Origin of the sequence: Mesorhizobium amorphae CCNWGS0123 (assembly GCF_001686985.1) — a bacterium.
Taxonomy (GTDB): domain Bacteria; phylum Pseudomonadota; class Alphaproteobacteria; order Rhizobiales; family Rhizobiaceae; genus Mesorhizobium; species Mesorhizobium amorphae.
Map to the genome: position 1 here is coordinate 2,054,350 of NZ_CP015318.1, position 26,251 is coordinate 2,080,600.

General features: G+C 63.6%; 25 protein-coding genes. 8 read left to right on the forward strand and 17 right to left on the reverse strand.

Annotation, left to right across the window (positions count from 1 at the left end; genetic code table 11):
• Positions 1–4: 4 nt before the first annotated feature.
• The 16 genes from apnL to A6B35_RS09630 form a co-directional block, all read right to left on the reverse strand.
• A complete protein-coding gene (gene apnL, locus A6B35_RS09555) occupies positions 5–1,897 on the reverse strand; it encodes a D-apionate lactonase (protein WP_006205025.1) in 1,893 nt (630 codons plus the stop codon).
• The gene (locus tag A6B35_RS09560; RefSeq protein ID WP_006205026.1) at positions 1,894–2,928 is read right to left on the reverse strand and encodes a Gfo/Idh/MocA family protein; all 1,035 of its coding nucleotides are present in this window, start codon (positions 2,926–2,928) and stop codon (positions 1,894–1,896) included. The genes apnL and A6B35_RS09560 overlap by 4 nt, the downstream gene beginning before the upstream one ends.
• Positions 2,929–2,930: 2 nt before the next feature.
• The gene (locus A6B35_RS09565) at positions 2,931–3,995 is read right to left on the reverse strand and encodes an ABC transporter permease (protein WP_006205027.1); all 1,065 of its coding nucleotides are present in this window, start codon (positions 3,993–3,995) and stop codon (positions 2,931–2,933) included.
• Positions 3,988–5,544: a sugar ABC transporter ATP-binding protein gene (locus A6B35_RS09570; protein WP_006205028.1), complete on the reverse strand. Its 1,557-nt coding sequence runs from the start codon at positions 5,542–5,544 to the stop codon at positions 3,988–3,990. Before A6B35_RS09570 ends, A6B35_RS09565 begins: the two co-directional genes overlap by 8 nt.
• Positions 5,541–6,200: a DUF2291 family protein gene (locus tag A6B35_RS09575; protein WP_006205029.1), complete on the reverse strand. Its 660-nt coding sequence runs from the start codon at positions 6,198–6,200 to the stop codon at positions 5,541–5,543. Before A6B35_RS09575 ends, A6B35_RS09570 begins: the two co-directional genes overlap by 4 nt.
• Before the next feature lie 78 nt (positions 6,201–6,278).
• On the reverse strand, positions 6,279–7,220 hold the full coding sequence (locus tag A6B35_RS09580) for a D-ribose ABC transporter substrate-binding protein (protein WP_006205030.1): 942 nt from the start codon (positions 7,218–7,220) through the stop codon (positions 6,279–6,281).
• 387 nt (positions 7,221–7,607) lie between these two features.
• Positions 7,608–8,435: a phosphogluconate dehydrogenase C-terminal domain-containing protein gene (locus A6B35_RS09585; protein ID WP_006205031.1), complete on the reverse strand. Its 828-nt coding sequence runs from the start codon at positions 8,433–8,435 to the stop codon at positions 7,608–7,610.
• 109 nt (positions 8,436–8,544) lie between these two features.
• Complete coding sequence (locus A6B35_RS09590; RefSeq protein ID WP_006205032.1) at positions 8,545–9,570, reverse strand: ABC transporter permease; 1,026 nt, start codon at positions 9,568–9,570, stop codon at positions 8,545–8,547.
• Positions 9,567–12,047 (reverse strand): ATP-binding cassette domain-containing protein, encoded by a 2,481-nt coding sequence (locus A6B35_RS09595; RefSeq protein ID WP_006205033.1) that lies wholly within the window; start codon positions 12,045–12,047, stop codon positions 9,567–9,569. Before A6B35_RS09595 ends, A6B35_RS09590 begins: the two co-directional genes overlap by 4 nt.
• A 169-nt stretch (positions 12,048–12,216) precedes the next feature.
• Entirely contained in the window at positions 12,217–13,239 is a 1,023-nt protein-coding gene (locus tag A6B35_RS09600) for an ABC transporter substrate-binding protein (RefSeq protein ID WP_006205034.1), read from the reverse strand.
• Between the two features lie 69 nt (positions 13,240–13,308).
• Positions 13,309–13,770, reverse strand: coding sequence for an NAD(P)H-dependent oxidoreductase (locus A6B35_RS09605; protein WP_006205035.1), 462 nt, complete (start codon positions 13,768–13,770; stop codon positions 13,309–13,311).
• 27 nt (positions 13,771–13,797) lie between these two features.
• On the reverse strand, positions 13,798–14,274 hold the full coding sequence (locus A6B35_RS09610) for a DoxX family protein (protein ID WP_006205036.1): 477 nt from the start codon (positions 14,272–14,274) through the stop codon (positions 13,798–13,800).
• 11 nt (positions 14,275–14,285) lie between these two features.
• Positions 14,286–15,071 (reverse strand): HvfC/BufC N-terminal domain-containing protein, encoded by a 786-nt coding sequence (locus A6B35_RS09615; protein WP_006205037.1) that lies wholly within the window; start codon positions 15,069–15,071, stop codon positions 14,286–14,288.
• A complete protein-coding gene (gene bufB, locus A6B35_RS09620) occupies positions 15,058–16,083 on the reverse strand; it encodes an MNIO family bufferin maturase (protein ID WP_050900836.1) in 1,026 nt (341 codons plus the stop codon). The genes A6B35_RS09615 and bufB overlap by 14 nt, the downstream gene beginning before the upstream one ends.
• 43 nt (positions 16,084–16,126) lie before the next feature.
• The gene (locus A6B35_RS09625) at positions 16,127–16,396 is read right to left on the reverse strand and encodes a BufA1 family periplasmic bufferin-type metallophore (protein ID WP_006205039.1); all 270 of its coding nucleotides are present in this window, start codon (positions 16,394–16,396) and stop codon (positions 16,127–16,129) included.
• 231 nt (positions 16,397–16,627) lie between these two features.
• Complete coding sequence (locus A6B35_RS09630) at positions 16,628–17,488, reverse strand: patatin-like phospholipase family protein (protein WP_006205040.1); 861 nt, start codon at positions 17,486–17,488, stop codon at positions 16,628–16,630.
• Positions 17,489–17,709: 221 nt separating this feature from the next.
• On the opposite strand from A6B35_RS09630, the gene A6B35_RS09635 reads away from it, so the two are divergent.
• From A6B35_RS09635 to A6B35_RS09655, 5 genes are all read left to right on the forward strand, one after another.
• Positions 17,710–17,985 carry a hypothetical protein gene (locus A6B35_RS09635; protein ID WP_050900838.1) on the forward strand — a complete coding sequence of 92 codons (276 nt, stop codon included), beginning with the start codon at positions 17,710–17,712 and terminating at the stop codon, positions 17,983–17,985.
• Positions 17,986–18,156: 171 nt separating this feature from the next.
• Positions 18,157–19,071, forward strand: coding sequence for a LysR family transcriptional regulator (locus A6B35_RS09640; protein ID WP_006205042.1), 915 nt, complete (start codon positions 18,157–18,159; stop codon positions 19,069–19,071).
• Positions 19,072–19,262: 191 nt separating this feature from the next.
• Positions 19,263–19,763: a cupin domain-containing protein gene (locus A6B35_RS09645; RefSeq protein WP_006205043.1), complete on the forward strand. Its 501-nt coding sequence runs from the start codon at positions 19,263–19,265 to the stop codon at positions 19,761–19,763.
• Between the two features lie 92 nt (positions 19,764–19,855).
• Positions 19,856–21,058, forward strand: coding sequence for an MFS transporter (locus A6B35_RS09650; protein ID WP_006205044.1), 1,203 nt, complete (start codon positions 19,856–19,858; stop codon positions 21,056–21,058).
• A 65-nt stretch (positions 21,059–21,123) separates the two neighbouring features.
• Entirely contained in the window at positions 21,124–21,567 is a 444-nt protein-coding gene (locus tag A6B35_RS09655) for a DUF302 domain-containing protein (protein WP_244426039.1), read from the forward strand.
• Between the two features lie 60 nt (positions 21,568–21,627).
• On the opposite strand, the gene A6B35_RS09660 is transcribed toward A6B35_RS09655, so the two are convergent.
• Positions 21,628–22,539 carry a LysR family transcriptional regulator gene (locus A6B35_RS09660; RefSeq protein ID WP_006205046.1) on the reverse strand — a complete coding sequence of 304 codons (912 nt, stop codon included), beginning with the start codon at positions 22,537–22,539 and terminating at the stop codon, positions 21,628–21,630.
• Positions 22,540–22,821: 282 nt separating this feature from the next.
• Between A6B35_RS09660 and A6B35_RS09665 the strand changes: the two genes are divergently transcribed.
• The 3 genes from A6B35_RS09665 to A6B35_RS09675 all read left to right on the forward strand — a co-directional run bounded on the left by A6B35_RS09665 (position 22,822) and on the right by A6B35_RS09675 (position 26,218).
• Positions 22,822–23,604 (forward strand): 3-hydroxybutyrate dehydrogenase, encoded by a 783-nt coding sequence (locus A6B35_RS09665; RefSeq protein WP_006205047.1) that lies wholly within the window; start codon positions 22,822–22,824, stop codon positions 23,602–23,604.
• Positions 23,605–23,631: 27 nt separating this feature from the next.
• On the forward strand, positions 23,632–24,789 hold the full coding sequence (locus A6B35_RS09670; RefSeq protein WP_006205048.1) for a patatin-like phospholipase family protein: 1,158 nt from the start codon (positions 23,632–23,634) through the stop codon (positions 24,787–24,789).
• Between the two features lie 130 nt (positions 24,790–24,919).
• The gene (locus A6B35_RS09675) at positions 24,920–26,218 is read left to right on the forward strand and encodes an NAD(P)/FAD-dependent oxidoreductase (protein WP_040583639.1); all 1,299 of its coding nucleotides are present in this window, start codon (positions 24,920–24,922) and stop codon (positions 26,216–26,218) included.
• The last annotated feature ends 33 nt before the right edge of the window (positions 26,219–26,251 follow it).

Below are 26,251 nucleotides of genomic sequence, written 5' to 3' on the forward strand. Positions count from 1 at the left end.
CGGTTCAGCCGATCCGGGCCATCGCGTGAGGCGGCATCGCCAGCCTGCCGCCTGCATCCAGGCTGATGGCGCGCTCACTCCCATCCCGCATGATGAGCGATGCCTTGCCCAGACCGGAAATGTCGACCTGAACCTCGCCTGCTGTCAGGTTGGCCAGGCAGACGATCGTCTCGCCCATCGAGGAGCGGCCGGCGAGTGCCGCTACCCGAGTGTCATCGCTGACCGCAGTAGGGACATGCTGATGACCGACGAGGTCGCAAAGCATCTTCACGGCATGGAAAAGCGGCCGGGGCGCGCCGTCCTTGGCGGGCTCGCCCAACGAGGCCAGCAGTCCGAACGGTCCGGCGAAACTCGACGGCGTCAGCATCTCCAGCCCGGCTGATGCCACACGCGCGGCATAGCCGATCGCCCAGGCGGCCGCGAACTGACCGGCGTGGCGCGGATCGCGATTGGCCATGGCGATGCGCTGGCCATCCGGATTGTCCTTGGTCGCGCCGCCATAGGGGTTCTGCCGCATGGCAATTGTAGACGGCCCGATGCGGTAAGGTTTTGCGCCGACGATCGAGCGCGCCGACTGGGTGATGAAGGGCAACGCCTCCAGCGACTGCATGATGCTGAGATCGTCGGCCGCGTGCACAATCGGGCAGGTACAGTGGGTGATGAAATCGAGCTGGCCTGCGGGAACGCGCTTGCGGTTGAGCTCGGTGAAATAGCTGAACATGCCGCCGCCGAGGCGGATATCCGGGAAGGCGCGCCGCGCCGCCGCATAGACATTCTCGAGCGGCGGGCAGGGCGGCCACACGCTGCCCGGCGGTGTCGACTGCCGGTCGACCGAAGGCGAGACGGCGATGGCATCGAGCCGCAAGCCGGCCCGGCGCACCATGCCGGCGATGCCGGAAAGTTCGGCATCGAGATCGCCGTCGCAGGCAACCACGCATTCGAGCGTCGTGCCCGACTTGTAAGCCTCGGCGAGTCGAGCGAAGGCGCGCAGCGCCTCGAAGCCATGGCCGCGCGTCGGATCGTAGTGGAACAGCAACTGGCGTGGCCCCAGCAATGTTAGTAAGGGCAAGATCGCCAACGTTGCCTCGACATTTTCGGGGTAGATGACAACGCCTATCTCGGGCAGCGCCGCACCGGGCTCACCAAGCGCCACGCGGACCGGTTCGGAGGTAGTGGCGACTGCCGGCGCCTTGCCGTCGCCGGTGATGCGCAGGGTGATCGTCTGGCGGTTGGTTTCGCCGGCCGGCAGCTTGTAGGGCCATGGCAATGCGAGAGGCCGCACATAGGTCTTGTAGGAGGCGTCCGACCAGTTGCGCTGGTCTTCCATTTCGAAAATGTCGCCTTCCATCCGGCACTCGGCGGCCGCACCTGGACGGACCTGATGCGTGATGGCGCGAATATCCTTGAACGGCTGCCAGGGATCGATCAGCAGCGGCAGCTTGGTATCCACCACGCTGCCGTCGGTGTGCTCGACCGTCACCGGGCTGCCGGCAAGGCCGGCGATCGGATGCAGGATGCAGAAGCCGCAGCGGTTGGTCTCGAAATCGCTCTCGGGCAGCGCACTGACGTCGAACACCAGCTCTCCATCAGCAGAGCTGGTGATCGTGGCGCGGAAGCCGAGCCTGCTCCCGTCCGGCCCCGTGCAGCGTGCCGCATAGCTGACCGAGAAGGCGTCGGCGCGCTGGTCGATGACCAGCTCGGTCAGTTCGGGCTCGTAGGTGCCCCAGTCACGGTCGCGCACGATATAGGCGATGGCGCGCAGCACCTCGGCGCCGCCATGGCGGATGGTGCGCAGATTGCCATTGACGAAGTCGGCGCTAAGCGCGCCTGCGCTGAGCCGAACCGGTGCGGCTTCGACCGCATGCGTGCCGTAGAGGAGGAAGGCGTCGGCGGTCATTTCAGCAAGGTATCGAGTTGGACCGGCTCGCGGCTCGCCGCACCGGCATAGGCGGCCTCGACCAGCGCGAAGGTCTTGAGATTGTCGGCGCCGGAGGTTGCGGGCTCCGTTCCCTTAGCCAGGCAGTCCAACCAGTGCTGCTGGATGGCGACGACGCTTTCCTGGATGTTGTGCCAGGGCCGCGACGCCCATGGCAGCAGCGGCGGCGAGACATCGCTCACGGCCGTTCCCCTTTTGCCGGTGACGGTGAGCTTGTAGCCCTGCGCCAGCCGGATCGTGCCGTCGCTGCCGTCGATCTCGATCAGCGTCTCCGGAAACGGCTCGGTGGCGAGCCTGCTCGCATAGCTGCAGTCGACCACCGATGTCGCACCGCTCTGGTGATCCATCAGCATGGTCGCGACATCCTCGCCGGCAATCGCCGGATTGATGCGCTGCGTGCGCGTCGTGATCGTCGAGACGTCGCCGAGCAGGAAGCGGGCGATGTCGATGATGTGGATGCCGAGGTCCTCGATGATGAAACGCTTGCCGGTCGCCAGATAGGGCTGGCCGGAAAACACGTCATAGCCGGAGCGGAAGGAGATGCGGCCGAAGAAGGGCGTGCCGATCTCGCCGCTGTCGAGCACGGCGCGCACCGCCTGGATCGGCGACTGCCAGCGAAAATTCTCGTGCACCATCAGCGGCACGCCGGCCTCGGCACAGGCTTTGACCATCGCCTTGGCGTCGGCAAGCGTCGGCGCGAACGGTTTCTGGCAGATCGTCGGCACGCGATGCCGCGCCGCCAGTTCGACCAGCGGCCGATGGCTGGGTGCCGTGGTGGCGATGTCGACGAAGTCGAGTTTTTCGCTCGCAAACAGCGCCGCCGCGTCGGTGTAGCGCCTGGCGATGCCGAACTGGTCGCCGACGGCCGCGAGCCGCTCCGGATCACGGTCGCAGATGGCGACGATTGCGGCGCCCTCGATATCGCACCAACCATGCATCTGGTTGACGGCGAAGAAGCCGCAGCCGATCAGCGCTCCACGCAATTCAGCCATGCTCAACCAACCTTCGCCATCTGCATAAGTGTGACGCGGCTTTGCAGCCGGCGCTGCGCTTGGTCGACGACGACGGCGACGATGATGACGAGGCCCTTGATCACCATCTGCCAGAATGAGCTCACCCCCATCATCACCAGCCCGTCGGAGAGGATACCGATGACGAAGGCGCCGACAATGGTGCCGCCGATCGTGCCGCGCCCACCCGACATCGAGGTGCCGCCGAGCACCGCGGCCGCGATGGCGTTGAGCTCGAAGCTCTCGCCCGTCGCCGGATGCGAGGCCATCAGCTCGGACGAGATGATCAGGCCGACGATCGCCGCGCAGAAGCCGGAGAACATGTAGACGAACATCTTGACCATGTTGACCCGCACGCCCGAAATGCGCGCCGCCCGCTCGTTGCCGCCGACAGCAAAGATATGGCGGCCGAGCGGCGTGTACTTCGCGAGATAGGCCGCGCCCAGCGCGACGACGATCAGGATCCAGATCGATACCGGCAGCCCCAGCAGCTTGCCGGCGCCGAGATAGCCGAAGCCGGTGGTGCCGAGCTCCCGCTTGCCGACGAGGTTGGGGAAGGTGCGGCCATCGGACGAGAGCAGCGCCAGGCCGCGCGAGACGTAAAGCACGCCGAGCGTGGCGATGAACGGCGCGACGTTCAGCCGGGTGATCAGGAGGCCGTTGACGGCGCCGATCAATATGCCGACGGCAAGCGTGATCAGCGCGATCTCGACGACGTTGAAGTAGATCGTGTAGCCGATTTGCAGGTCGATGCCGTTGAGGACCAGATAGCCGGCGACCATGCCGCACAGCCCGACGATCGATCCGACCGAAAGATCGATGCCGCCGGTGATGATGACGAAGGTCATGCCCATGGCCAGGAAGGCGTTCAGCGCCACATGCTTGGCCATAAGGATCAGGTTGGCCGCCGACAGGAAGTTCGGCGCCGCAATCGAGAAGAACACCAGCACTGCGATCAGCGCGATGAAGGTCCTGAGCTTCATCACTGTAAGAAGCAGCGAACCGCTGGAAGCGGTGGGGGCAGCCGCCTTGGCCGGAATGTCAGTCATGGGCGTTTGTCTCCGTTGGCCCTGCGGGTCCGTGGCCAAGCGCCGATGCGGCGACGATCGCCGCTTCCGTTGCCTCGGCGCGATCGAACATGCCGGTCAGTTTTCCATTGCTCATCACCGCGATGCGGTCGGACAGAGCCATCACCTCGTCGAGATCCGAAGTGGCGAACAGGATGCCGAGCCCGTCGCGCGACAGTTTACGCATAGTGCGGAAAACGTCGGCCTTGGCGCCGACATCTATCCCGCGGCTGGGCTCGTCCATCAGCAGCACCTTCGGACCGGTGAGCAGCGCCTTGCCGATCACCACCTTCTGCTGGTTGCCGCCGGAGAGCGACGAGACCTCCTGCGCCGGGTCGGCGACCTTGATCGCTAGCTCCCGCACCATGCCGGCCACCGCCTGTCTTTCCTCGGCTCCGCGGATGTGGAACAGGCGGGCAAAGCGCGACAGGCTGGCCAGCGTCAGATTGCTGGCGACGGACAGGATCGACACCAGCCCTTCGCGCTGGCGGTCTTCGGGGATCAGCGCGAGGCCACGGCGGATGCGCCGCGTCGTGTCGCGTTCCCTTACCTTTTTGCCATCGATGAAGATCGAACCCGTGGCATGGCCGTGGCGGCCCATGATGCAGTCGAACAATTCGCTGCGTCCGGCGCCCATCAGGCCGTAGATGCCCAAGATCTCGCCGGCGCGCAGCGACAGCGAGACATGGTCTACGGCAAGTCCACCGGTCGTGCGCGGCAGGCATATCTCTTCGGCACGGAATATTTCCTCGCCCGGCAGATGGCCGTCGGCCTTGGCGAAATCCTTGGCATCGGAGCCGATCATCTGCCGCACGATCCACTGCGTGTCGACGTTCTTCATCTCCTCCTGGCCGGTGATGCGGCCGTCGCGCAACACGGTGATGTAGTCGCCGATGCGGATCAGCTCTTCCAGCCGGTGCGAGATGTAGACGATGGCGACGCCGCGCGCCTTGAGGTCGGCGATCACCTTGAACAGGATCTCGACTTCCGCCGCACTCAGCGCCGAGGTCGGCTCGTCCATGATCAGGATGCGCGCGTCGAGAGAGACCGCCTTGGCGATCTCGACCAGCTGCTGCTGGCCGATGCGCAGATCCTCGACGAGCATGTCCGGGCGGATGCCGGCCTGCAGCCTTTCGAGGAATTCGGCCGCGCGGCGCTCCTGCTCCTTGCGGTCGATCTTGCGGAACCGGTTGGTGATCTCGCGGGTGGCGAAGATGTTTTCGGCGACGGTCAGGTTGCCGAACAGGTTGAGCTCCTGGAACACCATGCCGATGCCGCGGTTCACCGCATCGCCGGATGAGGCGAACGACACGTCTTCACCCTCGAGCAGGATGCGTCCGGCGGTCGGCTGCTCGACGCCTGCGATGATCTTCATCAGCGTCGACTTGCCCGCGCCGTTCTCGCCTACCAGAACGTTGACCGCGCCCCTGCGCACCTCGAAATTGGCGCGCTTGACCGCGACCGTGCCGGAATAGACCTTGGAGACATCCTCCAGCTTCAGGATGACGTCGCGCTCGGCTTCCGCGCTCATGGCTTCGGCCCGATCTCGGCCTCCGCCGGCGTCACCAGCGGCAGGTCTTGGCCGCTGCCCAGCGTATAGGCGCCGAGCACCTTGGCGCTGCGGCCCTCGAGCGCCTCGCGCGGCAGCTTGGACAGCGCCGTCTTGTCGGCATAAATGTTGAATGCCTTGCCGAACTGGGCGAAGTCGATCTGGTTGGTAAAGTCGTTGAACTGGATGAAGTCGAGGCTGTCGCGCAGCGCGGTGCCGCGCACCGCCGGTCCGATCTGCACCCGCGCATCGGCCTTGCCGTCGCCGTCGACATCGACATCGATGGTCGCCGCGCGCGACTGGGTGTTGGCGGCGACGATCTTGCCCTCCAGCCGCACCGCGAAGGTCCAGGGCGAATTCGCCTGCTTGTTCGGATTGCCGTATTTGGCGCCGGCGGCAGCCGGATCGGTGGTGGCCAAGGCGTGCACTTCCGGGAACGGTCCGCCCTTCTGCTGCAGATAGGGGATTACCTTCGGCGCCCAGATGTCCTCGATCATCTTGTCGGGATTGAAGGCCGGCGCGTTGCCGCCGCCCTGCATCGACGGTGTCGGCAGGATCTTGCAGGCGGTGAGCCCGAGGCCGGCCATTCCGGCAAGAATTGGCACGGCGAAGCTCAACCAGGTCAGCTTGTTCGGCATGGCGGTCAGGAAGCACCCACGGAAATTGGGCAAGGGACGAACCGGAGGTCCGTCCCTTGCGATTGATGTGATGCCGGCTCAGTTGGTGAGCGCGAAAGTCTCCAGCTGCTTGGCATTGTCGCCATTGACCAGCACGCAGTCCATCAGCTGCTTTTCCTGGGCAGGAGACTTCTTGTTCTTGATGAAGTCGTCGGCTTGCACGACAGCCATCTGCGCCTGCGCGAAGGCCGGCTGCAGGACGGTCGCCTTGATGCCGCCGGAGGTGATGGAGTCGCGCACGTCGTTCGAGCCGTCGAAGCCGACGACAATGACATCCTTGCGGCCGGCGGCGGCGAGTGCTGCATAGGCGCCCATCGCCATCGTGTCGTTGCCGGAGATCACGCCCTTGATGTCCGGGTTGGCCTGCAGGATCGATTCCATCTTGGAATAGGCTTCCGTTTGGCTCCAGTTGGCGGACTGCTGGGCGACCATCTTGAGGTCCGGATAGTCGTTGATGACGTCGTGATAGCCCTTCGAGCGGATGCCGGCATTGGTGTCGGATTCCTTGCCGACCAGCTCGACGAAATTGCCCTTCTCGCCCATCAGCTTGACGAACTCCTGCGCGCCGAGCTGGGCGCCCTGGTAGTTGTTGGAGACGATCTGCGCCACGGCGACGCCGGTGGCGTTGATCTCGCGATCGATCAGGAAGGAGGGGATGCCGGCGTCCTTGGCTTTCTGCACGGCAGCGACCGTGGCGTCAGCGCCGGCATTGTCGAGGATGATCGCCTTGGCGCCGCGACCGATCGCCGTGTCGATCAGCTCGGACTGCTTGTTGGCGTCGTCGTCATGGACCAGCACCAGCGCCTCGTAGCCGAGTTCCTTGGCCTTGGCTTCGGCGCCGACGGCTTCCGCCTTGAAGAACGGATTGTCGTGCGAGGGCGTGATGATGGCGATCAGGTCCGCCGCATAGGCAGGCATCGCCGTTCCGAGCGCCAGCACGCCGGCGAAAGCTGCAAGGGTCATTCTGCGAGTGAGTTTCATGAAGTCCTCCCGTTGAAAAAACTTTTGCCCTGGCAAATCGGGGCCATTGTCTGCGTCTGAATTGGTCAGGCGGCGGATCGCGTCGGATTCAAGCCGCGAGCCGGCTCCTCCCGAGCAGATCGTCACTCCCCCGTCCTCCACTCGTTCAGGCTTCGACTCCCGCGAAACCTGATTATCCGAGCTCGAGAACAGCTTAGCCAACTGGTATAATGAGTCAACCACTATTTCAGGTGATATGTATCTGATGTGCGATTGACGCCTTTCCTTCTCCCCTGTGGGAGAAGGTGGATCGGCGCGCAGCGCCGAGACGGTTGAGGGGTGCGCGAAGGATCGCCGTCGCCGGCAGGCTGGAGCATCTCCACAGGGGAGAAGGAGGAGCGTCCCTCCTCAGGTAATGCGCTGGATGCTCGCAGCGATCTCTTCCGGCTCGAAGACACGCTTCCAGTCGTCGCGCATCAGCACCGGCTTGCCGAATTCGATCGCCTTGTTGCAGGCGTCGGAGAACACGCCCTTGGTCTCGCCGAAGATGACGGCGCCGAGCACATTCATGTGGCCGAGCAGGAAGTCGAGCGCTGCCTGCCGTTCGACGCCGCGCGCCACGACTTCGTCCATCGCCTCTTTCATGACGACCAGCAGCGAGGCGCACACTGTCTCAGAAAGACCGGGTTCCAGCAGCGCCATCTGCTCGACCGTGACGCGATGCGAGCGCATCACCGGCGCCCAGATGATTCGGGCGATCGCCTCGCCCTTGGCGTAGTCCGCCTCCGGCCCTTGCATCAGGGCGCTGACGAAATGTTGCTTGGCCTTGACGCCGCCGAAGAAGTCCTTCTTGGCCGCCATGTCGGTCTCGTCGTTGAAGATCGGCGGATGGCAGGGATGGGTGACGAAATAGGTGAGGTCGGGACGGTCCGGCAGATGGCCGGCGAAGGGAGCGGCGGCATCGAGAACCACCACCATCGTGCCCGCCGCCAGCTTGCTCTCGATGCTCGCCGCCACCTTGCCAATATGAGTGTCCGGAACGGCCAGGATCACCACGTCGGCACCTTTGAGCGCCTCGTCGGCGCTGACCGCATCGAAGCCCAGTCCGGTCTTCAGCCGCTCGCGGCCCGCCTCGCTGACCTCGACATGGCGGATCGTGTAGTCCGATCTGCGAAAATTGGTCGACAGGCGGTAGCCCATTTTGCCGCCGGCTCCGAACAGCGCAATCGTTGTCATTTATGCTTGCTCCCGTTTTCCAACGATGGCCGCGCCGATCGTCACGTTATCAACTGGTATAATCACTCTACCACAACGTAGTGGTTTGACCAGAGCCTTCCTTGCCGTTTCACGCAGGCCTGTCGCCAGCCTGTATTGCGGGATTGGCGTCGTCGGCTGCCGGTTCGGCCGGCGCCCGCCGCGACAAGGCCTGGCGGCCGGCCAGCGCCAGCACGAAGATGACGACGATGCCCTGGACGATGTCCTGAACGCCGGGTGGCAGGCCGATGATCTGCATGGTGGTGACGATGAGGATCAGAAGGATGCTGGCAAACAGGGTCCCGACGGCCGTCGCCGAGCCACCGAAGATCAGCGTCCCGCCGAGCACCACGGCAGCGATCGACTGCAGGAGATAGGGCTGGCCCATCTCGAGGAAGGCGCCGCCTATATAAGCGCCGAGCAGCAGGCCGTTGAGCGAGGCCAGCACCGAGGAGATTATGAAGGCCGCGGCTATCACCCTGCCGTTCCTGATGGCGGTGAGCCGCGCCGCGGCGCGGTTCTGGCCGACCGCCGACAACAGCTGCCCAAACACGGTGTAGCGCAGCACCAACGAGGTCGCCGCCACGCCGGCGATGACGATAATGGCCATGATCGGCATGCCCCAGACGCGGCCGCTCGCCAGCGTCTTCAGCGTCGGGCTGACGGCGAAACTCGGTATCGCCCGGTTGGACAGCAGCGTCGCCGTCGCCAGCACATAGCCGGTCGCGAGCGTCGCGATGATCGCCGGAATGCCGAGCCCGACCACCAGCAGCGAATTCAGCACGCCGACGGCGAGGCCGAGCAGGATGGCGGCGGCGACGCCAATGGCAAGGTTGGCGTCCTGCCCCTTGATGGTGAGCAGCGCGACGAAGGCGCTGAGCGTGATCACCGAGGCGACCGAGAGATCGATATTGCCGCGTCCCGTCGTCACCACGAACATCTGGCCGATGCCGACCACCGTCAGGAACGACGCCGACAGCATGATGCCGGACAGGCTGGAGAGGCTGAAGCGGTTGGTGACGACCGACAGAACCAGCCACAGAAGCAGCACGCCGATCGCCGCCCAGATCCAGCGGTTCTTTTGCGCCCAGATACTGAAGGCGGCGAGCGCGTTCATTGTTCGCTCCTGCGGTCGGCGGTCAGGCTGCGCAGCGTGAGCAGCGCGATCAGGATCAGCCCTTGCGTGGCGGCATTGTAGTCGCTGCTGACGCTGAGCGTGCCGAGCAGCGCGCCGATCAGCGACAGCGTCACCGCGCCGGCGATGGCGCCGACCGGCGAGATGATGCCGCCGAGCAGCGAGCAGCCGCCCATCACAACGGCGGCGACGCTGAGCAGGGTGAAGGAATTGCCGGAATTGATGTCGCTTGCCGTGTTGATTGCCGTCAGCGACAGGCCGGCGGCACCCGCGAACAGCCCGGCGATGAGATAGCGCACCAGCGCATAGCGCGTCGGCGACCAGCCCGAGCGGATCATCGCTATCGGGTTGTTGCCGAAGCCGCGCAGCACCACGCCAAGTGGCAGCCGGTCGATGACCAGCACGATCAGCGCCACGGCCGCCATGAGGATGATCGAGGTCGGCATGAAGCCGACCGACCAGCCGAACAGCGCCGTCAGCCAGTCCGGGCTGGCGCCGCCCGGCGTCGGCTGCAGCGCATAGCCGATCCCCACCCAGATGAAAGAGGCGCCGAGCGTGACGACGATGGCCGGGATCTTGCGCGCCTGGATCAGGCCGCCGAGCCCAGCATAGGCGGCCAGCGCCGCCACCAGCGCCAGCGGGCCGAGCCATGGTTGGTCGTAGAGCAGCGTGGCGCTGAGCACGCTGACCAGGCCGGCAAAGGCGCCGACGCCAAGGTCGATCTCGCTGCCGCCGACGATGAACATCTGCGCCGCCGTCACCAGCACCAGCGACAGCGCCGGCATCAGGAGCAGGTCGAGGCCGAAGATCGAGGCGACCGCCGGATTGGCCGAGATCATGATGCCCAGCACCGCGGCGAGGCCGATGAAGGGCGCCGCGTTCACCAGCCGCCGGGCAAGTCCGGCAGCTGTCGCCGCCCTCGGCCCGGCGTCGGCGAGCTTGTCCGTCGGCTGGGTGAAGGAGGCGCCGACGATCGCCGATTCCGTGATCGCCTCGCCGACCAGTTCCCGCACGATGCGTCCGCCGGCGAAGACCAGAACTCGGTCGCAGGCGAGCAGTTCGGCATCCTCGGTCGTGTGCCAGACCAGCGTGCGGCCGCCGCGCGCGATCTCGTTGCAGTGCCGGTAGAAGTCCTGCTTGGTGGCGATGTCGACGCCGCGCGTCGGGTCGTCGAGCAGGATGATCGGCGCATCGGTGACCAGCGCCCGGGCGACCAGCGCCTTCTGCTGGTTGCCGCCGCTGAGCTCGGTGATGTTGGACTGGAAGCGCTTGTCGTCCAGCCGCAGCTTGCCGGCGGCGCTGCTCGCCGTATCGCGGTTGGCGCGCTCGGAAACCAGGCCGAGCGCCGGGCGGCGGGCCAGTGCGCCGATGCTGATGTTGGAAAGCACGCTCCACAGCGGGAATACGCCTTCCTTCTGCCGGTCGCCGGCGATGAAGCTCGCCTCCGCGCGCCTCTCAACGGCTGCATCGTGCCTGTGGCCCGTGCCGAAGATCGCGTGCAGCAATTCCTTTTGGCCGCTGCCTTCGAGGCCGGCCAGGCCGATGATCTCGCCGCGCACGATGTCGATGTCGCGGCCGAGCTCCGCCGTCAGCGTGCCGGAGAGCCGCACCAGCACATCCTTTGAGGATGCGGCGGCGACGCTGTGCTGGTGGACCGGATTGGCGTCACCACCCATCAGCTGCACCAGCCCGGCAATCGAGGCATCGGCGACCTTGCCCTGCCAGGCGGTGCGGCCGTTGCGCAGCACCACGATTTCGGTGGCGATGTCGATGATCTCCTGCAGCTTGTGACTGATGAAGATGAAGGCGAGCCCGGCCTCGGCCCGCTCGCGGACGAAGGCGCGCAACTGCTTCGAGCGATCGAGATCGAGCGAGGAGGTCGGCTCGTCGAGCACGATCAGCTTGACGCGGGGCGTCGCCGCCGCGCGTGCGATCTCTACCATCTGTCGTTCGGCGATGGAGAGGTGGCCGACCTCGGCGTCAGCATCGATGCCATTGCCGGGAAAGACCGCGTCGAGCGCCGCGCGGGCTCGGGTGCGGTAGAGCGCCCGCCAGCCGGGCCGGCTTGCCGCTTCGCCCGGTGTTTCGAGGAAGAAATTCTCGGCAACCGAAAGGTTGGCGCAGAGCGACAGCTCCTGGTGCACCATGCGGATGCCGCGCCGCTGTGCCTCGTTGGTGTCGTAGCCGGTGAAGTCCAGCGCCTCGCCGGCAAAGGAGATCGAGCCCAGCGTCGGCCACATCGCGCCGCACAGGATGCGCATCAGTGTCGATTTGCCGGCGCCGTTGCCGCCGACCAGCCCGATCACGTCGCCGGCGCTGACGGAAAGATCGATGCCGGCATTGGCAAGCGTTGGCCCGAAACTCTTGGTGATCCGGCTGAGCGAGACAACGCTTGGCCGGGCAGGAGCGGCAGGCGCCGTGGCGGCGCCATCCTGATCGGCAACGGCAAGCTGGGACATTCGTCCTCCGTTTTCTTCGACGCCAGGATCGGGCGCAGTAAGGAGCAATTCCAGGAAAAGTGCTTAGCGGTTTTCCGTCCGGAATTGCGTAGTACCAAATACCTAGAGCGGGCCAGCGACAAAGCTGAACCGCTCTAGGCCGGCACCCGATCCAAGCCGGTTGGTCGCGTTACTTGCTGAGCAGGTTCTGCTTCACCCAGTCCAGCGAATAGCTCGGGCTGATGATCTGGCCGCCCGGCAGCTTCGCATATTCCTTGAGGTTGCTTGCGTCGACCGTCGCCACCGGCATGATCATCAGCTTCGGTGCTTTGGCGCCCTTGAGCAGCGACAGGCCGAGCCAGAAGGCGGCGCCGCCGATGCCGGGCGTGGTGTTCATCGACACCGTCTGGTAGCCATTCTTGGCATTCTCCTCGGCCCACCATTTTACGAAGTCGGTGCCGCCGCCACCTTCGATGACCGGCATCTTGCCGGCGTAGTCGCCGCCATACTGGACGAAGGCCTGCGCGATACCGACATCGTCGCTGCCGCCCTGACCGAGCACCGCATCGACATGCGGCAGCGAGGGCAGGACGTTGGCGATCGCCGCCTGCGCCACCGACGCCGTCGCCTGGCCATAGACTGTCGCGACCACCTTGATGTCCGGATACTTGGCCAGTACCGACTGCTGCGCGTTGAACATGTCGTTGTCGGGCGCCGAGCCCTTGACGCCGCGCACCTGGATGACGTTGCCCTTTCCGCCGAGCATCTTGAACACGGCTTCGGCCTGGGTCGCCTTGTAGCCCTTGAAGTCGAAATTGAGCTGGTAGTTGCAGGGCGCCGAGGCGACCGAATCGAAGGAGACGACGATGATGCCGGCCTTGCAGGCCTTTTCGATGATGCCGTTGACCGCGGTCTCCGAGGCGGCGTCGACGGCAAGCACGTCGACCTTCTTCAGGATCAGTTCGGCGATCTGGCTGTTCTGCTGCGCGACGGAACCATCGCCGTTCATGACGATGTAGTCGGCGATCTGCCCGGCGGCCTTGGCTTCTTTGGCCGAGGCCTCGAACGCTTCCACCATCTGGTGGCGCCACGTGTTGCCGTAATAGGCATTGGTCAGCGCGATGACCGGCTTGTCCGACGATGCCATTGCCGGCAGCACGCACACACTCGCCAGCGCGGCGCTGGCAAGCGCCGCCACGATTGAAAGTTTCATTGTATCTCCTCCCATAAAGACCATAAGACGCAGCGTATCTGCTGAGGATCACGCTATGTCAGGTACACATTATACCAGCATACCAAATAGGCAATGGCCTTTGCTATCCCTGCGAGGCTGCGCTGCCATAGCCGCGAGGCGCCGGTTGAGTGTGTGTGTCGGAAGTATGCACTTATCTGGAGCCGCGACGGTACTTTCGAGACCTGCCGTGGCGATCCTCAATGCGGACGTCAAGAGCAACTGCAGGATCAAGGCATCGCACCAGAAGAGCTTGTCCATCTCCGCCTGGATGTCGGGGGCGAAACCGTCATGTGCTGCCGCATTCGCCTCCTCAGCCTGTTGGCGGTAGTAGTTCGCGTCGCGCACGGTCGTGAAGTTGCTGCGATCTGATACTGGATTGAAGCCCATAGCGTAGAGATCGGAGACAACAACCTGATGTCCCGCCGCAGACAGCGCCTCCTGCGATGCGCTGGTCAAGGCGCCGTTGAAACTGTTGGGCTCGGGGTGGGCGTGAACGATGAAGATGCGCACTGTGCTCGTCCCATTCGGTCGAAATATTCATTTTCTAGATGTCGAAAGGGTTCGCTCGGCGACGTAGTCGAGCGAGAGGGGGCCAGCCCCGCGCGTCAGCACAAGCAGCAGCAGTGAGGCCCACAGCAGGTGCTCTGCCCAGCTTTCCGGATAAACGAAAATCTGGATGACTGACACGACGCCGAGCAGCATCAACGCTGCAACGCGCGAAAACAGTCCGAGGAAAATCAACACCGAGCCCGCAAGTTCGGCGGCCGTCGCCAGCGGCGCCGCGATCGACGGATCGACGAACGGAAGATTGTATTCGTTGGCGAACAGCTGCAACGTCACCGGCCAGGATGCCAGCTTGGTCTGCGCGGATTGCCAGAAGACATGCGCGACCGCGACACGGGCGGCAAGCTGGATCAGCGAGAATGGAATGCGTTCGGGTAGCTTGATGATGCGCTTGTAGAGGCCGACAGAGCCGGCCGGGTTGGACGAGGATTGCTCCGATATTGCGGTCATGACTGTCTCCGTCAGTTTGAGGGGGAATTCGCGGCGACCCGCACGTTGGTGACGAGCCTGTCGCGGAACAGCCGCACAAGGGCTGAAACCAGGTCGAAGGCCGGGTCGAGCGCCAAGGCACGGCCAGTGGCATGCTCGAGGCCGAAACCGTGCTTCAGCGAATGCCAGAAGGCGAAGCTAGCGCGGTCGAGCAGAAAAAGCCGCACGTAGTTCCCCGATCGCCACAACGCCACGCGTTCGGGGCGTCTTGTCCAGGTGATGTTTTCGTCGACCGCCGTCTCCTGTTGATGCGCCATCCATACCGACAGGATCGACCAGTGCGAGACGATCAGTCGCAATGAGGGCTGGAGCAGGATATCCGGTGACAGCCCAAGGTCGGTGTTGTCGAATTCTGCGAGGCTGCGGGGCGGCAGCGAAGCTGTATCGAGCGCCTCCGCTATGGCCCATTCGAGCCGCGCCGTTTCGGCGACGATCGGCATGTCGGATAGCGTGTCGATCGTCTTCAGGAAGCGCGGGAAGCCGGCTCCATAGCGCGAAAGACGCGATTCAACCGGCGGATACCGTCGAATGAACTCGCTCGCCACGTAACGGAAGAAGCGTTCGTCTATCAGCCGGACGGTGACGGGAAACACCGCCATCAGCGCCGCGGTGAGGGAACTGCGCGTGTTGTTTTGGTAGATGCGCAGACGGGCCAGTGGATCGGCTTGGCCGGCGGTCAGCATTTTCGCGGAGACCAATGGCTCGATGGCAAGCACCGAGCGCGCAATGGTGGTCTGCAGGTTTTCAAGCGGCAACATCGTATCCTCCTTCCATTGGCGTCAACGCTACCGGTATGGCTGCTCCGGCCTTGGCGGCAGCGAATGCTGCTAGCACTGGCATGCTGGTCCCCATACTTTCGAAGAGGGTGAGGGACATCGGTCGGGGTTTGGCTGCCTCGGCTTGTCTCGCGGCCTGCTTGCGGTTGAACATGATCGAAGCGGTGAGCATGTCGGCCCACATGGCTTCGCCAAGGAGCACATCGAGAACCGGGACATCGGTGTCCCATTCGATCAGCGTGGGGCGCGGTCCGAGCCGGCTTATGGCATGCTGATAGAGCGCCCAGACGACAGGCGGCACGCGCGAGCCATGATCGTCGATGAGCACAGTGTCGGCTCCGACCTGATTGGTCGCGTGACCGGCAAGATGGATCTCGCCGATTGCCGCGGCTGGCAGCGCATCGATGAAAACTTTGGCGTCATATTGCAAATTGTGCGCCGAGACCTGGACGTTGTTGACGTCCAGCAGCAGACCGCAGCCGGTCCGTGCTACGAGCTCGGCCAGGAATTCGGCCTCGTTCATCGAGGAGCCCGCAAAGGCGACATAAGCAGACAGATTTTCGATCAGCACCTGCCGCTTCAGCGTGTCCTGGACCGCCGCGACATTGCGGGCCACGATCCCCAGCGCCTCTTCGTCATAGCGTAGCGGCAGCAGATCGTTCAGATAGGCACCGTCCGCGACACTCCAGGCGAGATGCTCGGAAACGAGATCGGGCTGGAAGCGCTCACAAACCCTGCGCAGTCGCTCCAGATGATCACGGTCAACTCCTCTAGCGCTGCCCAGCGACAAGCCAACGCCATGCACCGATAGCGGATAGATCTGGCGCAGCCGTTCCAGCGCCTCGGTGCCGGCGCCGTCCCCCATGTAGTTCTCGGCATGAACCTCGAGCCAGCCGGCGGAAGGTCTTCGCGTCAGCATTTCTCTGATGTGAGGCGAGCGAAGACCGATGCCCGCTGATGCGGGGATCGCGAGGGGCTGAAACGCAGGGGACATCGGTCTGCTCCTTTCTAGAGGGTTGGCTCTAAGTCTGGATGGTTCAGGCTTTCGGCTTGTCGCTGCCGCCGGCAATCTTGGCGCAGCTGCCGGCGGGCACGTAGAGCCAGGAATCCGGCTGGTTGTCGGCGGTGGCCGTGCCGGCACAGGAATGCGTCGCGGTCTGACAGTCGTTCTGGCCGGCCTTGACCACGCCGTAGCATTTCTCGAACGAGAAACTGGGCTGGGCGGCGGGGCCGCTATAGGCCGCCGTGGCGGCGAGCGAAGTGGCGGCCGCGAGGGCCGATCCGATGAGGGTCTTGGTGTTGATCACAGTCGTATCTCCTGGTTGCGTTTCGAAGGAAAGACTGGCCTTGCGACCTGTCTGCAAGCAGTGTCCCCGATCCGAATGCCGAGCTGAAATGCTGTCTCGGCATGGATTTGATACGCGGCCACTATGTTGAAGAGGCCGCACGCAAAAAGCCCTCCGGCGGGGGCACCGGAGGGCTTGGCGCCTGCGTTCGGGAATATGCGAAGCAGGCGCGGCTAGGCGGGAGGGAGGCGCCTAGATGTATCGGTTTTCGCAACTGATGGCCGGGAGTTCATCAGTGCGGAGAGGAGCGGCCGCAAGCCAGTCTGCTGCACGCTGCCGCCCTCTGTCGCGCATGTCGGTCAACTCACCCCAGTCGATCCAGGGCCTCATAAGCAGCGGAGCCCCGGCACGATGTCGACTGTCAAATATGGTGTGAACCGGCGCGCATTTGGTCGCGCAGTGGTTCGCTGCGAAGCTGCGATCCGGACATGGCGTCGCGAACACCGAAGGCCTGCCGGCGATTATCAGGCGATGGCGGGCTTCGGTTGATCGGACCGACGGCAACTGCGAGAGCTCGCCATCACCCCAATAGGTATCGCCGTCGATTTCTACAGGCGAGGAGAGGAAGGGGACAGTGGCTGCCGCCACGATCGCGTTGATCGACAACTGTTCACCGGTGAAAATCTTCACGGCGTCGGTGCGGGCGCTAACGGCCAGGACGCCGAGCTTCACCGGGCAGCGTACGTCGCGGATTTGCTCGATATCGATTGACTGTTCCAGTATCGATCGAAGGAGGTTGGCAATGTCGATGACGAAAATCGAGGCATGGCTGACGCGCCGCCAGAAATTGGCGAGTGCAGTCCGCGCCCCGCGCCGGCCGCCGAGTCCCAGGCCATAGGCAAAGACCGCCGCTTCAACCGCTCCAAAGCCGGACGCGGTGACTGCGCTGAAGGTGCAGTTCGGCTCGTCCAGCAGCCGGTCGAGCACGCCCCAGACGAAAGCGCCATGTGCGTCGGTTGAAACGAGAATCTCGACAGACTGGCGGTCTTCCGGTCGGTAACTGGTCCCGGAAATGATGGCCTTGTCAGTATACGTCTCGGACCGGGCGTGCATCACTTGATCTCCATTCCAAGGTCGCCGGCAGGGCGACTTGTGGAGAGACTGCCGCATCTTCTTCTTTGAACGAAATGCCAAGGTGGCATGAAGTCCATAGGCAGATTGCATTGGCTGACAGTATTCGCGCGCAGCATCCTTCACCCGATCAGGCCAGGCGATGCGCGTCGCTTGCTTTCGCACCGTCGCCAGAACCGCGGCCTGGAACCAGGAGATATATGATGAGAACAAATCTCACTTGCATGGCTGCGCTTGCCATCAGTCTTGGCGCAAATCCGGCGTCCGCCGACCCCTTCAGCGACCTGGCGGCCTTGCCCACCTTCTATACGGACGCCAGCATGACGACGATGAAGTCCAAGGCCGAGTTCAAGGCCGCCTGGGATGCGATGGCGAAGGACAAGCAGGGTGCAATGATGAAGGAATGCCAGGATGCGGCGATGAGCAAGCCGCACGCCGAATTCTGCGCCAACCTGCAGGCGCTCGGCGGCGCCAACTGAGTTGGCGAGGTCCAGCCGCCACCTCCTGCACACGAGGCGTGCCGCGCGTTCTCAACACGCCATGACGGACCGCTATCGACTTCATAGCGGCAGTGCATTGGCGCCGAGACAAGCTTTGCGGCAGGCTCCGAAGCTACGAAAAGCCTCGTTTGCAATTTGGGACAAATCGGCATGGACATTCATCACATCCGCTACTTCCTAGCCGTGTGCGAGACGCGAAACTTCACGCGCGCCGGCGAAAGGTGCAATGTCACCCAGCCGGCGCTGTCGCGCGCGATCCAGCAGCTCGAGGACGAGGTCGGCGGCCTGCTGTTTCGCCGCGAGCGAAACCTGACTCACCTGACCGACCTAGGCGCACTGCTGCGCCCCCGGTTCCAGCAGATCCTCGACGAATTGACTGGAGTGCGGCAGGAGGCCTCGAGATTCTTGTGCCTGGAAAATGCCAACCTCAAGGTTGGTGTCATGTGCACCATCGGTCCGCGGCGCTTCACCGGCCTGCTGGCCGATTTCAACCGGCGCCAGCAAGGCATCCAGCTGCAGCTGGTAGAAGGTGTGCCCGCCTCGCTTTCGCAATTGCTCGAATCCGGTGAAATCGATGTCGCAATCATGGCGTCCAGCAGCAGCTTTCCGGAACGGTTCGATGTCACGCCGCTCTATCGCGAACGTTTCGTCCTGGCTTTTCCAAACGGCCATCGGCTGGCTCGCAACGACAATGTCGCCATCTCCGAACTCGACGGTGAAAACTATCTCAGGCGTCTCAACTGCGAGTATCGCGATCATCTCGCCGGGCTGTGCAACGACCGCGGCGTGAAGCTCAGGATCTCCTACGCCAGCGAGCGCGAGGACTGGATCCAGAACATGGTCTCAGGTGGTCTCGGGATCTGCTTCATCCCGGAGTTCAGTGCTGTGATCCCCGGCTTGCAGGTCCGCCCCGTCATCGACCCCGAAGTCTGGCGGGAAGTGTCGTTGGTGGTCGTGGCGGGGCGCAGGTTCTCGCCGGCGGCATCTGCCTTCGTCAACAGCGTCAAGGCGCATGGCTGGCCGGAGAGCGCCATCCCTCAGGCGCTTCGCAAGACGGCAGCCTGAAGAAAGACTGTAGAAATGGTGGTGGCGCGCGACAAGTCCTGTCGTGCGCCTTTTCGTGCACTCGCGACAGCCGACGATAGTTTTCAGGTATCGATTTGAGAGCCAGTCAGCATTTCTCATTCTTCGAGGCTGCCGTCACTCTCCTCTCATGCCCCGCCTCTGCGATTGGGCACTGACAAAGGAGAAATAACATGGCTTCCAAGACTATTGCATTGCGGGCGCCGCTGAAGTTGGCCCTGACACTCGGACTGCTTACTGCGACCGCTGCATTTTCCGTGGCCCCGGTTTTCGCCGGTGACTGCCCTGCCGGCCAGGCGGCAACGACGGACATCCAGGCACATCCGAGCAAGCCAGTCGGCGTGACCGATACGGTTCTCTCGGCAATCGATCTCAGCAGCAAGGGCGAAGCCTGGAAAGGCAATATTCTGCGCCTGCGCAAGCTCGTCGTTCAGCCCGGCGGCGTCGTGCCGTGGCATGAGCACAATGTCCGCCCGGCCAACATCCTGATCGTCGAAGGCTCGATCACCGAATATCGCAGCACCTGCAAGGTCGGGATCGAACATCCGGCCGGCGACGTGACAGCCGAATTCGGCCAGCTCGCCCATTGGTGGAAGAACAATGGCAAGGTTCCCGTCGTGCTCTATTCCGCCGACGTCCTGCCGCCTGCGATGCACGAAGACCACATGATGTAAGCCGCTCGTTGCGGCGAGCAGATTCCAGCATCAGCAACTGAAAGTGCGTCCTCGGGCGATCCGCCTGGGGACGTGTGGCACGGAGTTCCGTCATGACGACCAGTGAACACACCGAACCGGCGCGGCTGCGTATGGTGGCCGCGGATAGCTGGCGCTTCGGCCTCGTTGCCTTGATCGCGTTTCTCACGCTTGTCGATCTGTTCGCCACCCAGGCCATCCTGCCTTCGCTGGTGACAAAATTCGGCGTCAGCCGCGCGACCATGGGCTTCGCCGTCAATGCCAGCACGTTCGGCATGGCGGTGGCGGGGATCGCCGTCGCGCTCTTCGGGCGCGGCATTGATCGCCGCAACGGCATCTGGATCAGCCTGGCCATCCTGGCGATCCCGACGACGCTACTTTCGCTGACGCACAGCATAGTTGTTTTCGCCCTGCTGCGCGTAGCGCAAGGGCTGTGCATGTCGACCGCGTTCACCCTGACGATGGCCTACCTGGCCGAGCATTTTTCCGCGCGGCAGACGACCAGTGCACTTGCTGCCTATGTGACCGGCAATGTCGCCAGCAATTTCTTCGGACGGCTGATGTCGGCCGCCGTGGCCGACACGTTTGGCATCTCCACCAACTTCCTGACGTTCGCCGCCCTCAATCTGATAGGCGCGGCCCTCGTCTGGCTTACCCTGCAGAAGACATCGGCAATGATGCGCGCTGACGCCAAGAGCGAGCCTGCCCGCGCCGCCTGGAAGGGCCCGCTGAAAAACGTCGAACTGCGCGCCTGTTTCACGATCGGCTTCCTGATCCTCTTCGTCTTCATCGGCACCTTCACCTACGTGAACTTCCAGCTCGTCGCCGCGCCGCTGTCGTTGTCGCCGATGGCGCTGGGACTGGTGTATTTCGTCTTTCTGCCATCCATGCTGACCACACCGCTCGCCGGGCGGGTTGCTGCGGGGCTCGGACCAAGGATCGGGATCGGCGCAACGCTTGCACTGGCGATCCTGGGTTTGCTTCTGCTTCTGGCGAGCAGCCTGCCGGTGGTGCTTACCGGGATGGCGTTGGTCGCCATCGGCACCTTCCTGGCTCAGGCGATCGCCACCGGGCACGTCAGCCGGACCGCCTCGCGTGACCGCGCCGCCGCAAGCGGCATCTACCTTGCTTCCTACTATGCGGGCGGGCTCGCCGGCAGCTTCGTCATCGGACAGGTTTACGACCGGATCGGCTGGGCCGCATGCGTGGCTGTGCTTGCCGCGGTCCTCGCCAGCGCAATCGCGGCGGCACGCATGCTGCAAACGCCAAAGACCTGAGATCCTAAGACCGAAAACTTAGCTATCCAACAAAGGAGACTGACATGACCAACTACCTGAAAACCATGATTGCCGGCGGCGCCATGCTGATGGCGGTCATTCTGCCGGCCGCCGCTTCGGACGGTGTCGTCACCGTGAAGAGCGACTATTCCGTCGCCGAAACCGTCGCCCGCATCAAGAAAGATGTCGTTAAGAAGGGCATCAAGCTCTTTGGCGTCATCGATCAGGCAAGGCTTGGCAAGAACGCGGGCAACGATGTCAGGCCGTCGCGGCTGGTGATGTTCGGCAATCCGGCGCTCGGCACGACCTTCATCACCTCCAATCCCGAGGCCGGTCTCGACTGGCCGGTGCGCGTCTTGGTCTACCAGACCGCGGACGGAGCGGTTTATGCCGCCTACAGCGATTTCGACTGGATCGCCAAGCGGCATGGCATCACCGACCGCGAGGCCCAATTCAAGATGGCGACCGAAGTCATCCAGTCCGTGACCTCGACGATCAGAAAAAACTGAGCGCGGATGCGTGCCGGAATTCCGCCGTGGGCATATGCGGCAGGTAAGCGCGCGACAAGGCTACTCGGCGGCGGACAACGCCTTCGCCCGCTCGCCGAACCACCTTTTCTGCGTGGCCTCGCGCACCAGCGCGCCAACTGCCGGCGAATGCCTGCGGCCGCGCACGGTGACGAGATTGACCTCGCGCCAGAATTCCGGCTCGGTGATCGGCAAGGGCACCACTCCTGGGTGCTTGGCGGTATGTTCGGGCATGAAACCGAATCCAAGCCCGGCGGCGATCATCGCAAGTGTCCAATCGTCACGATCGCTCCAGTAGACAGGACTGACGGTGACGCCCTGCTCGGTGAGAATGGCATCCGCGTAGCCGGCAAACTCACAATTGTTGCGGTGGATGTAGCTTTCATTGCTCATATCCTTCACGCGCACGCTGCGTTGGTTGGCGAGGCGATGGTTCAGATGGACGACCATCACCATCTGCTCCTGAAAAAGTGGAAGTGAGTGCACCTCCTCGTCAGGCACATTCGACGGCAAGGCATAGATGGCGGCCTCGAGATCGCCTTCGAGCAGCCGTCGCCGCAAGCTCTTGGCGTCTGAATCGCAAAGGTGAAGTTCGACGCCGGGGTGATGCCCACGAACGGCCGCTATCAGCTCGATGATCTCGTCCGGCGCAATCGTGCTCATGATGCCGACCCTGAGCGGCGTCTTCTTCAGATGCACATACTGCTCGGCAATCTGCTTGGCCTGGCGGGAGTTCTCGAAGACACCCTCGAGATAGGTCTCGACCATGCGGCCGAGCTCGGTGAGATGGGTGAAGCGGCGCTCGCGGTGGAAAAGCGCCCCGCCGAATTCGTCCTCGAGCAGTTTTATGGCGCGCGAGAGTGCCGGCTGCGTGACGTTGCACTGCTCGGCAGCCCTGGTGAAATTCAGCTCCTTGGCAACGGCCAAGAAATATCTGACCTGGCTGATCTCCACGGCAACTCCCCTCGGCGGGCCGGCAAACAGCACGACCCGTGTTGCGGTGCGATCTTACTAGCTGCCCCTACGTCAAACAAGCCAAGCGGCAGGTCGATGGCGTCGCCGGCGCGAAGCTGACGATCTGACCGTCAGCTATCGAATCCATGTCTCAAAGGCATTTCCGCTGCTTCGCGCGGGTCGCCATACTCGGCCCAGAAATCCGGACCTAGGCATACACCCCCGATGCCAGCAGCCGTTTGCCAGGCCTTTCGGCCGCAGCCCGAACCGAAGGAAACGACGATGCTCAGAGGAAAGACAGCACTCATTACAGGCTCGACCAGCGGCATCGGCCAAGGCATTGCCGAAGCCTTCGCGGCAAAGGGCTGCAACATCGTTCTCAATGGCTTCGGCGATGCCGATGAGATCGAACGCTTGCGGGCGAAGCTGGCCGCCGACCATGGTGTGACCGTTCGTTACGACAATGCGGACATGAGCAAGGGCGGCGCGATCACCGCCATGATGGACAAGGCCATCGCCGAGTTCGGGGCCGTCGACATCCTGGTCAACAATGCCGGCATCCAGCACGTGGCGCCGATCGACGACTTCCCGATCGAGAAATGGGAGGCCGTCGTGGCGATCGATCTGATGTCGTCGTTCTACACGATCCGGCGCGCCCTGCAGGCAATGAAAGAGCGCAAATGGGGCCGCATCATCAATGTCGCCTCGGCTCACGCCCTCGTCGCCTCCCCATACAAATCGGCCTATGTCGCCGCCAAGCACGGCGTTGCTGGCCTGACCAAGACGGTGGCGCTGGAAGTCGCCGAACAAGGCATTACGGTCAATGCGGTTTGCCCCGGATACGTGCTCACCCCGCTGGTGGAAAAGCAGATACCGGACACCGCCAGGGCGCGCGGGATCACCGAACAGCAGGTGATCAAGGACGTGCTCCTGGCCGCACAGCCGACCAAGCAGTTCGTAACGGTTGAGCAGGTTGCGTCGCTCTGCCTGTTCCTGGCCTCGGACGATGCGGCCTCGATCACCGGCGCCATCATGCCGATCGAAGGCGGCTGGACTGCCCACTGAAACCGGCAACGAGGAGCGCAAAAGGCCATGAACAAGATCACCCGAAATCCCTCGACGTCGGAACCCGTGCCGGAGGCCGGCCATATGGCCGACGGTTCGATCAAGCGACAGACCGTATTGGTGCTGCAGGGCGGTGGTGCTCTCGGAGCCTATCAGGCCGGCGTCTACCAGGCGCTCGTCGAGGGCGGGATCGAGCCCGACTGGGTCATCGGCACCTCGATCGGCGCCATCAACGCAGCGCTGATCGCTGGAAACGAACCGCAGAACCGCCTGCCGAGGCTGCGCGAATTCTGGGACGGCGTCAGCCGCAGCAGCCCACTCGACGAGTTTTTCCGGATGATGGTTCCGAGCAACATCTTCTCCAATATGGGCACGGTTATGCGCGGCATACCAGGGTTCTTCGAACCGAACCCAAGCGCCATGCTCGGGGTCAATCGCGAAGTCGGGGTGGAGAATGCCTCCTATTACACCACCGATCCACTCAAGAGGACGCTGGACAACCTGATCGACTTTGATTGTCTCAACCGCCGCCATACACGGCTGACGGTTGGCGCGGTCAACGTCAACACCAGCGAGCTCAAGTATTTCGATAGCAGCCTGATGCCGTTGTCGGCGGCGCACATCATGGCGTCGGGCGCCTTGCCGCCGGCCTTCCCGGCGGTGTGCATCGACGGCGAGCCCTATTGGGATGGCGGCATCTATTCGAACACGCCCATCGAGGTCGTGCTGGACGAGCGTCCAAGGCGCGACGCGCTGATCTTTGCCGTCAACATGTGGCAGCCGCGCGCCACGGAGCCGAAATCGATCTGGCAGGTCATGGGACGGCAGAAGGATCTTCAATACGCCAGCCGCGGCAGAAGCCATGTTGCCCGTCAGGAGCAACTGCATCGTCTGCGCCACGTCGTGCGCGAAATGGGAAAGCTGGTTCCCGAGGAACGGCGCGAGGATCCGATGTTCAAGGAACTCGCATCCTACGGCTGCCCCTCTGTCATGCATCTCGTTCGGTTGCTTTCGCCGCGCCTGGACGGCGAGGACCACACCAAGGACATCGACTTCACGCGCGCCGGAATCCGAACGCGCTGGCAGGCGGGATACGAACATGGCCAGCGCGTCCTCTCGGAAATGCCGTGGGAGTGCGACGTCGACATGCTGCAGGGCATCGTGATCCACGAATCGCAAGAGTGACGGACCAGCGCCTCGGAAACGATGGAGAATACCGATGCAGATCATCACCCCCGGCATACGGCTGATCCCTGAAGCGGTGCTTGCCAACAACGCCGCTCTTTTCCGCACGATTCCGGAGACGCCTTCCCATATGGACACGTCACTGCATCGCGTGGTCATCGTCGGCGGCGGCGCGGGCGGACTGGAGCTGGCGACGCGTCTTGGCCGCAAGTTCGGCAAGCGACGGCTTTCCGTCACGCTCGTTGACCGCAACCGCACCCATATCTGGAAGCCGCTGCTGCACGAAGTGGCATCAGGCGCGCTGAACGCGTCGCATGACGCTGTCGAATACATCGCCCATGCCAGCCGGCACGGCTACCGATACCGCATCGGCGAAGTCGTCGGCATCGACCGTGCCAAACGCCAGGTCTTTGTCGCGCCAAGCTTCGACGATGACGGTCGGCAGGTCATCCCACCGCGTGTGCTGGGCTACGACACGCTGGTCATGGCCGTCGGCAGCGTTAGCAACGATTTCGGCACGCCGGGTGCCGCGCGCCACGCCATTTCGCTGGATACGGCAGAGCAGGCCGCCCGTTTCAACATGCGCATGATAGACGCGTGCCTGCGCGCCAACGCGCAATACGAGCAACTTTCGCCCGGTCAGCTTCATTGCGTCATCGTCGGCGCCGGGGCCACTGGCGTGGAGCTGGCCGCGGAACTGCACAAGTCGATGCGGGAGATTGCATCGCACAATCTCGACAACATCGACTTCGAAAGATTGATCCGCATCACGATCGTGGAAGCTGGGCCGCGGATCCTTCCGGCTCTGCCGGAGCACATCGCGCGAGCTTCGGCACGTCTACTTGTCAAGCTCGGCGTCCAGATACGGTGCGGCATCAGGGTCAGCGAGGTAACAGAGGATGGCATCAGGCTCGGTGAAAAACTCTTCGTGCCGGCCGAGCTCGTGGTCTGGGCGGCCGGGATCAAGGCGCCGGATTTCCTGAAGGGCCTCGATAGCCTTGAGACCGATCGCATCAACCGCTTGATGGTGGACAAGACGTTGCGTGCGGTCGGAGACGACAATGTGTTTGCGATTGGAGACTGTGCAAACTGCATCCTGCCGGGCCATGACAACGCGCTGCCGCCGCGGGCCCAGACAGCCCACCAGCAGGCCGATCATCTGGTGAAGGTAGTTGCCGCGCGCCTCGCGGGACGGGCCGCGCCGGCATTCCGTTACCGCGACTATGGCTCGCTCGTTTCGCTCGCCGACTACGGCGCGTTCGGCAGCCTGATCGGTGGGCTGAAGATCGAAGGCCTACTTGCAAGGATCGTATATCGATCGCTCCACAAGATGCATCTCAGGGCGGTGCACGGCCTTGCAAAGACCGCTCTCGCTGCGATCGGCGAGACGATAGTCAGGCGCGCCAGGCCTCGGATCAAGCTTCACTAGCGGCGGAGGCGGTGCGATGGAAAAATATGATGT

Coding starts and splice junctions, on each gene's coding strand:
- apnL (WP_006205025.1), bottom strand. CDS start 1,897: ATGACCGCCGACGCCTTCCTCCTCTACGGCACGCATGCGGTCGAAGCC.
- A6B35_RS09560 (WP_006205026.1), bottom strand. CDS start 2,928: ATGGCTGAATTGCGTGGAGCGCTGATCGGCTGCGGCTTCTTCGCCGTC.
- A6B35_RS09565 (WP_006205027.1), bottom strand. CDS start 3,995: ATGACTGACATTCCGGCCAAGGCGGCTGCCCCCACCGCTTCCAGCGGT.
- A6B35_RS09570 (WP_006205028.1), bottom strand. CDS start 5,544: ATGAGCGCGGAAGCCGAGCGCGACGTCATCCTGAAGCTGGAGGATGTC.
- A6B35_RS09575 (WP_006205029.1), bottom strand. CDS start 6,200: ATGCCGAACAAGCTGACCTGGTTGAGCTTCGCCGTGCCAATTCTTGCC.
- A6B35_RS09580 (WP_006205030.1), bottom strand. CDS start 7,220: ATGAAACTCACTCGCAGAATGACCCTTGCAGCTTTCGCCGGCGTGCTG.
- A6B35_RS09585 (WP_006205031.1), bottom strand. CDS start 8,435: ATGACAACGATTGCGCTGTTCGGAGCCGGCGGCAAAATGGGCTACCGC.
- A6B35_RS09590 (WP_006205032.1), bottom strand. CDS start 9,570: ATGAACGCGCTCGCCGCCTTCAGTATCTGGGCGCAAAAGAACCGCTGG.
- A6B35_RS09595 (WP_006205033.1), bottom strand. CDS start 12,047: ATGTCCCAGCTTGCCGTTGCCGATCAGGATGGCGCCGCCACGGCGCCT.
- A6B35_RS09600 (WP_006205034.1), bottom strand. CDS start 13,239: ATGAAACTTTCAATCGTGGCGGCGCTTGCCAGCGCCGCGCTGGCGAGT.
- A6B35_RS09610 (WP_006205036.1), bottom strand. CDS start 14,274: ATGACCGCAATATCGGAGCAATCCTCGTCCAACCCGGCCGGCTCTGTC.
- A6B35_RS09615 (WP_006205037.1), bottom strand. CDS start 15,071: ATGTTGCCGCTTGAAAACCTGCAGACCACCATTGCGCGCTCGGTGCTT.
- bufB (WP_050900836.1), bottom strand. CDS start 16,083: ATGTCCCCTGCGTTTCAGCCCCTCGCGATCCCCGCATCAGCGGGCATC.
- A6B35_RS09630 (WP_006205040.1), bottom strand. CDS start 17,488: ATGCACGCCCGGTCCGAGACGTATACTGACAAGGCCATCATTTCCGGG.
- A6B35_RS09635 (WP_050900838.1), top strand. CDS start 17,710: ATGAGAACAAATCTCACTTGCATGGCTGCGCTTGCCATCAGTCTTGGC.
- A6B35_RS09640 (WP_006205042.1), top strand. CDS start 18,157: ATGGACATTCATCACATCCGCTACTTCCTAGCCGTGTGCGAGACGCGA.
- A6B35_RS09645 (WP_006205043.1), top strand. CDS start 19,263: ATGGCTTCCAAGACTATTGCATTGCGGGCGCCGCTGAAGTTGGCCCTG.
- A6B35_RS09650 (WP_006205044.1), top strand. CDS start 19,856: ATGACGACCAGTGAACACACCGAACCGGCGCGGCTGCGTATGGTGGCC.
- A6B35_RS09655 (WP_244426039.1), top strand. CDS start 21,124: ATGATTGCCGGCGGCGCCATGCTGATGGCGGTCATTCTGCCGGCCGCC.
- A6B35_RS09665 (WP_006205047.1), top strand. CDS start 22,822: ATGCTCAGAGGAAAGACAGCACTCATTACAGGCTCGACCAGCGGCATC.
- A6B35_RS09670 (WP_006205048.1), top strand. CDS start 23,632: ATGAACAAGATCACCCGAAATCCCTCGACGTCGGAACCCGTGCCGGAG.
- A6B35_RS09675 (WP_040583639.1), top strand. CDS start 24,920: ATGGACACGTCACTGCATCGCGTGGTCATCGTCGGCGGCGGCGCGGGC.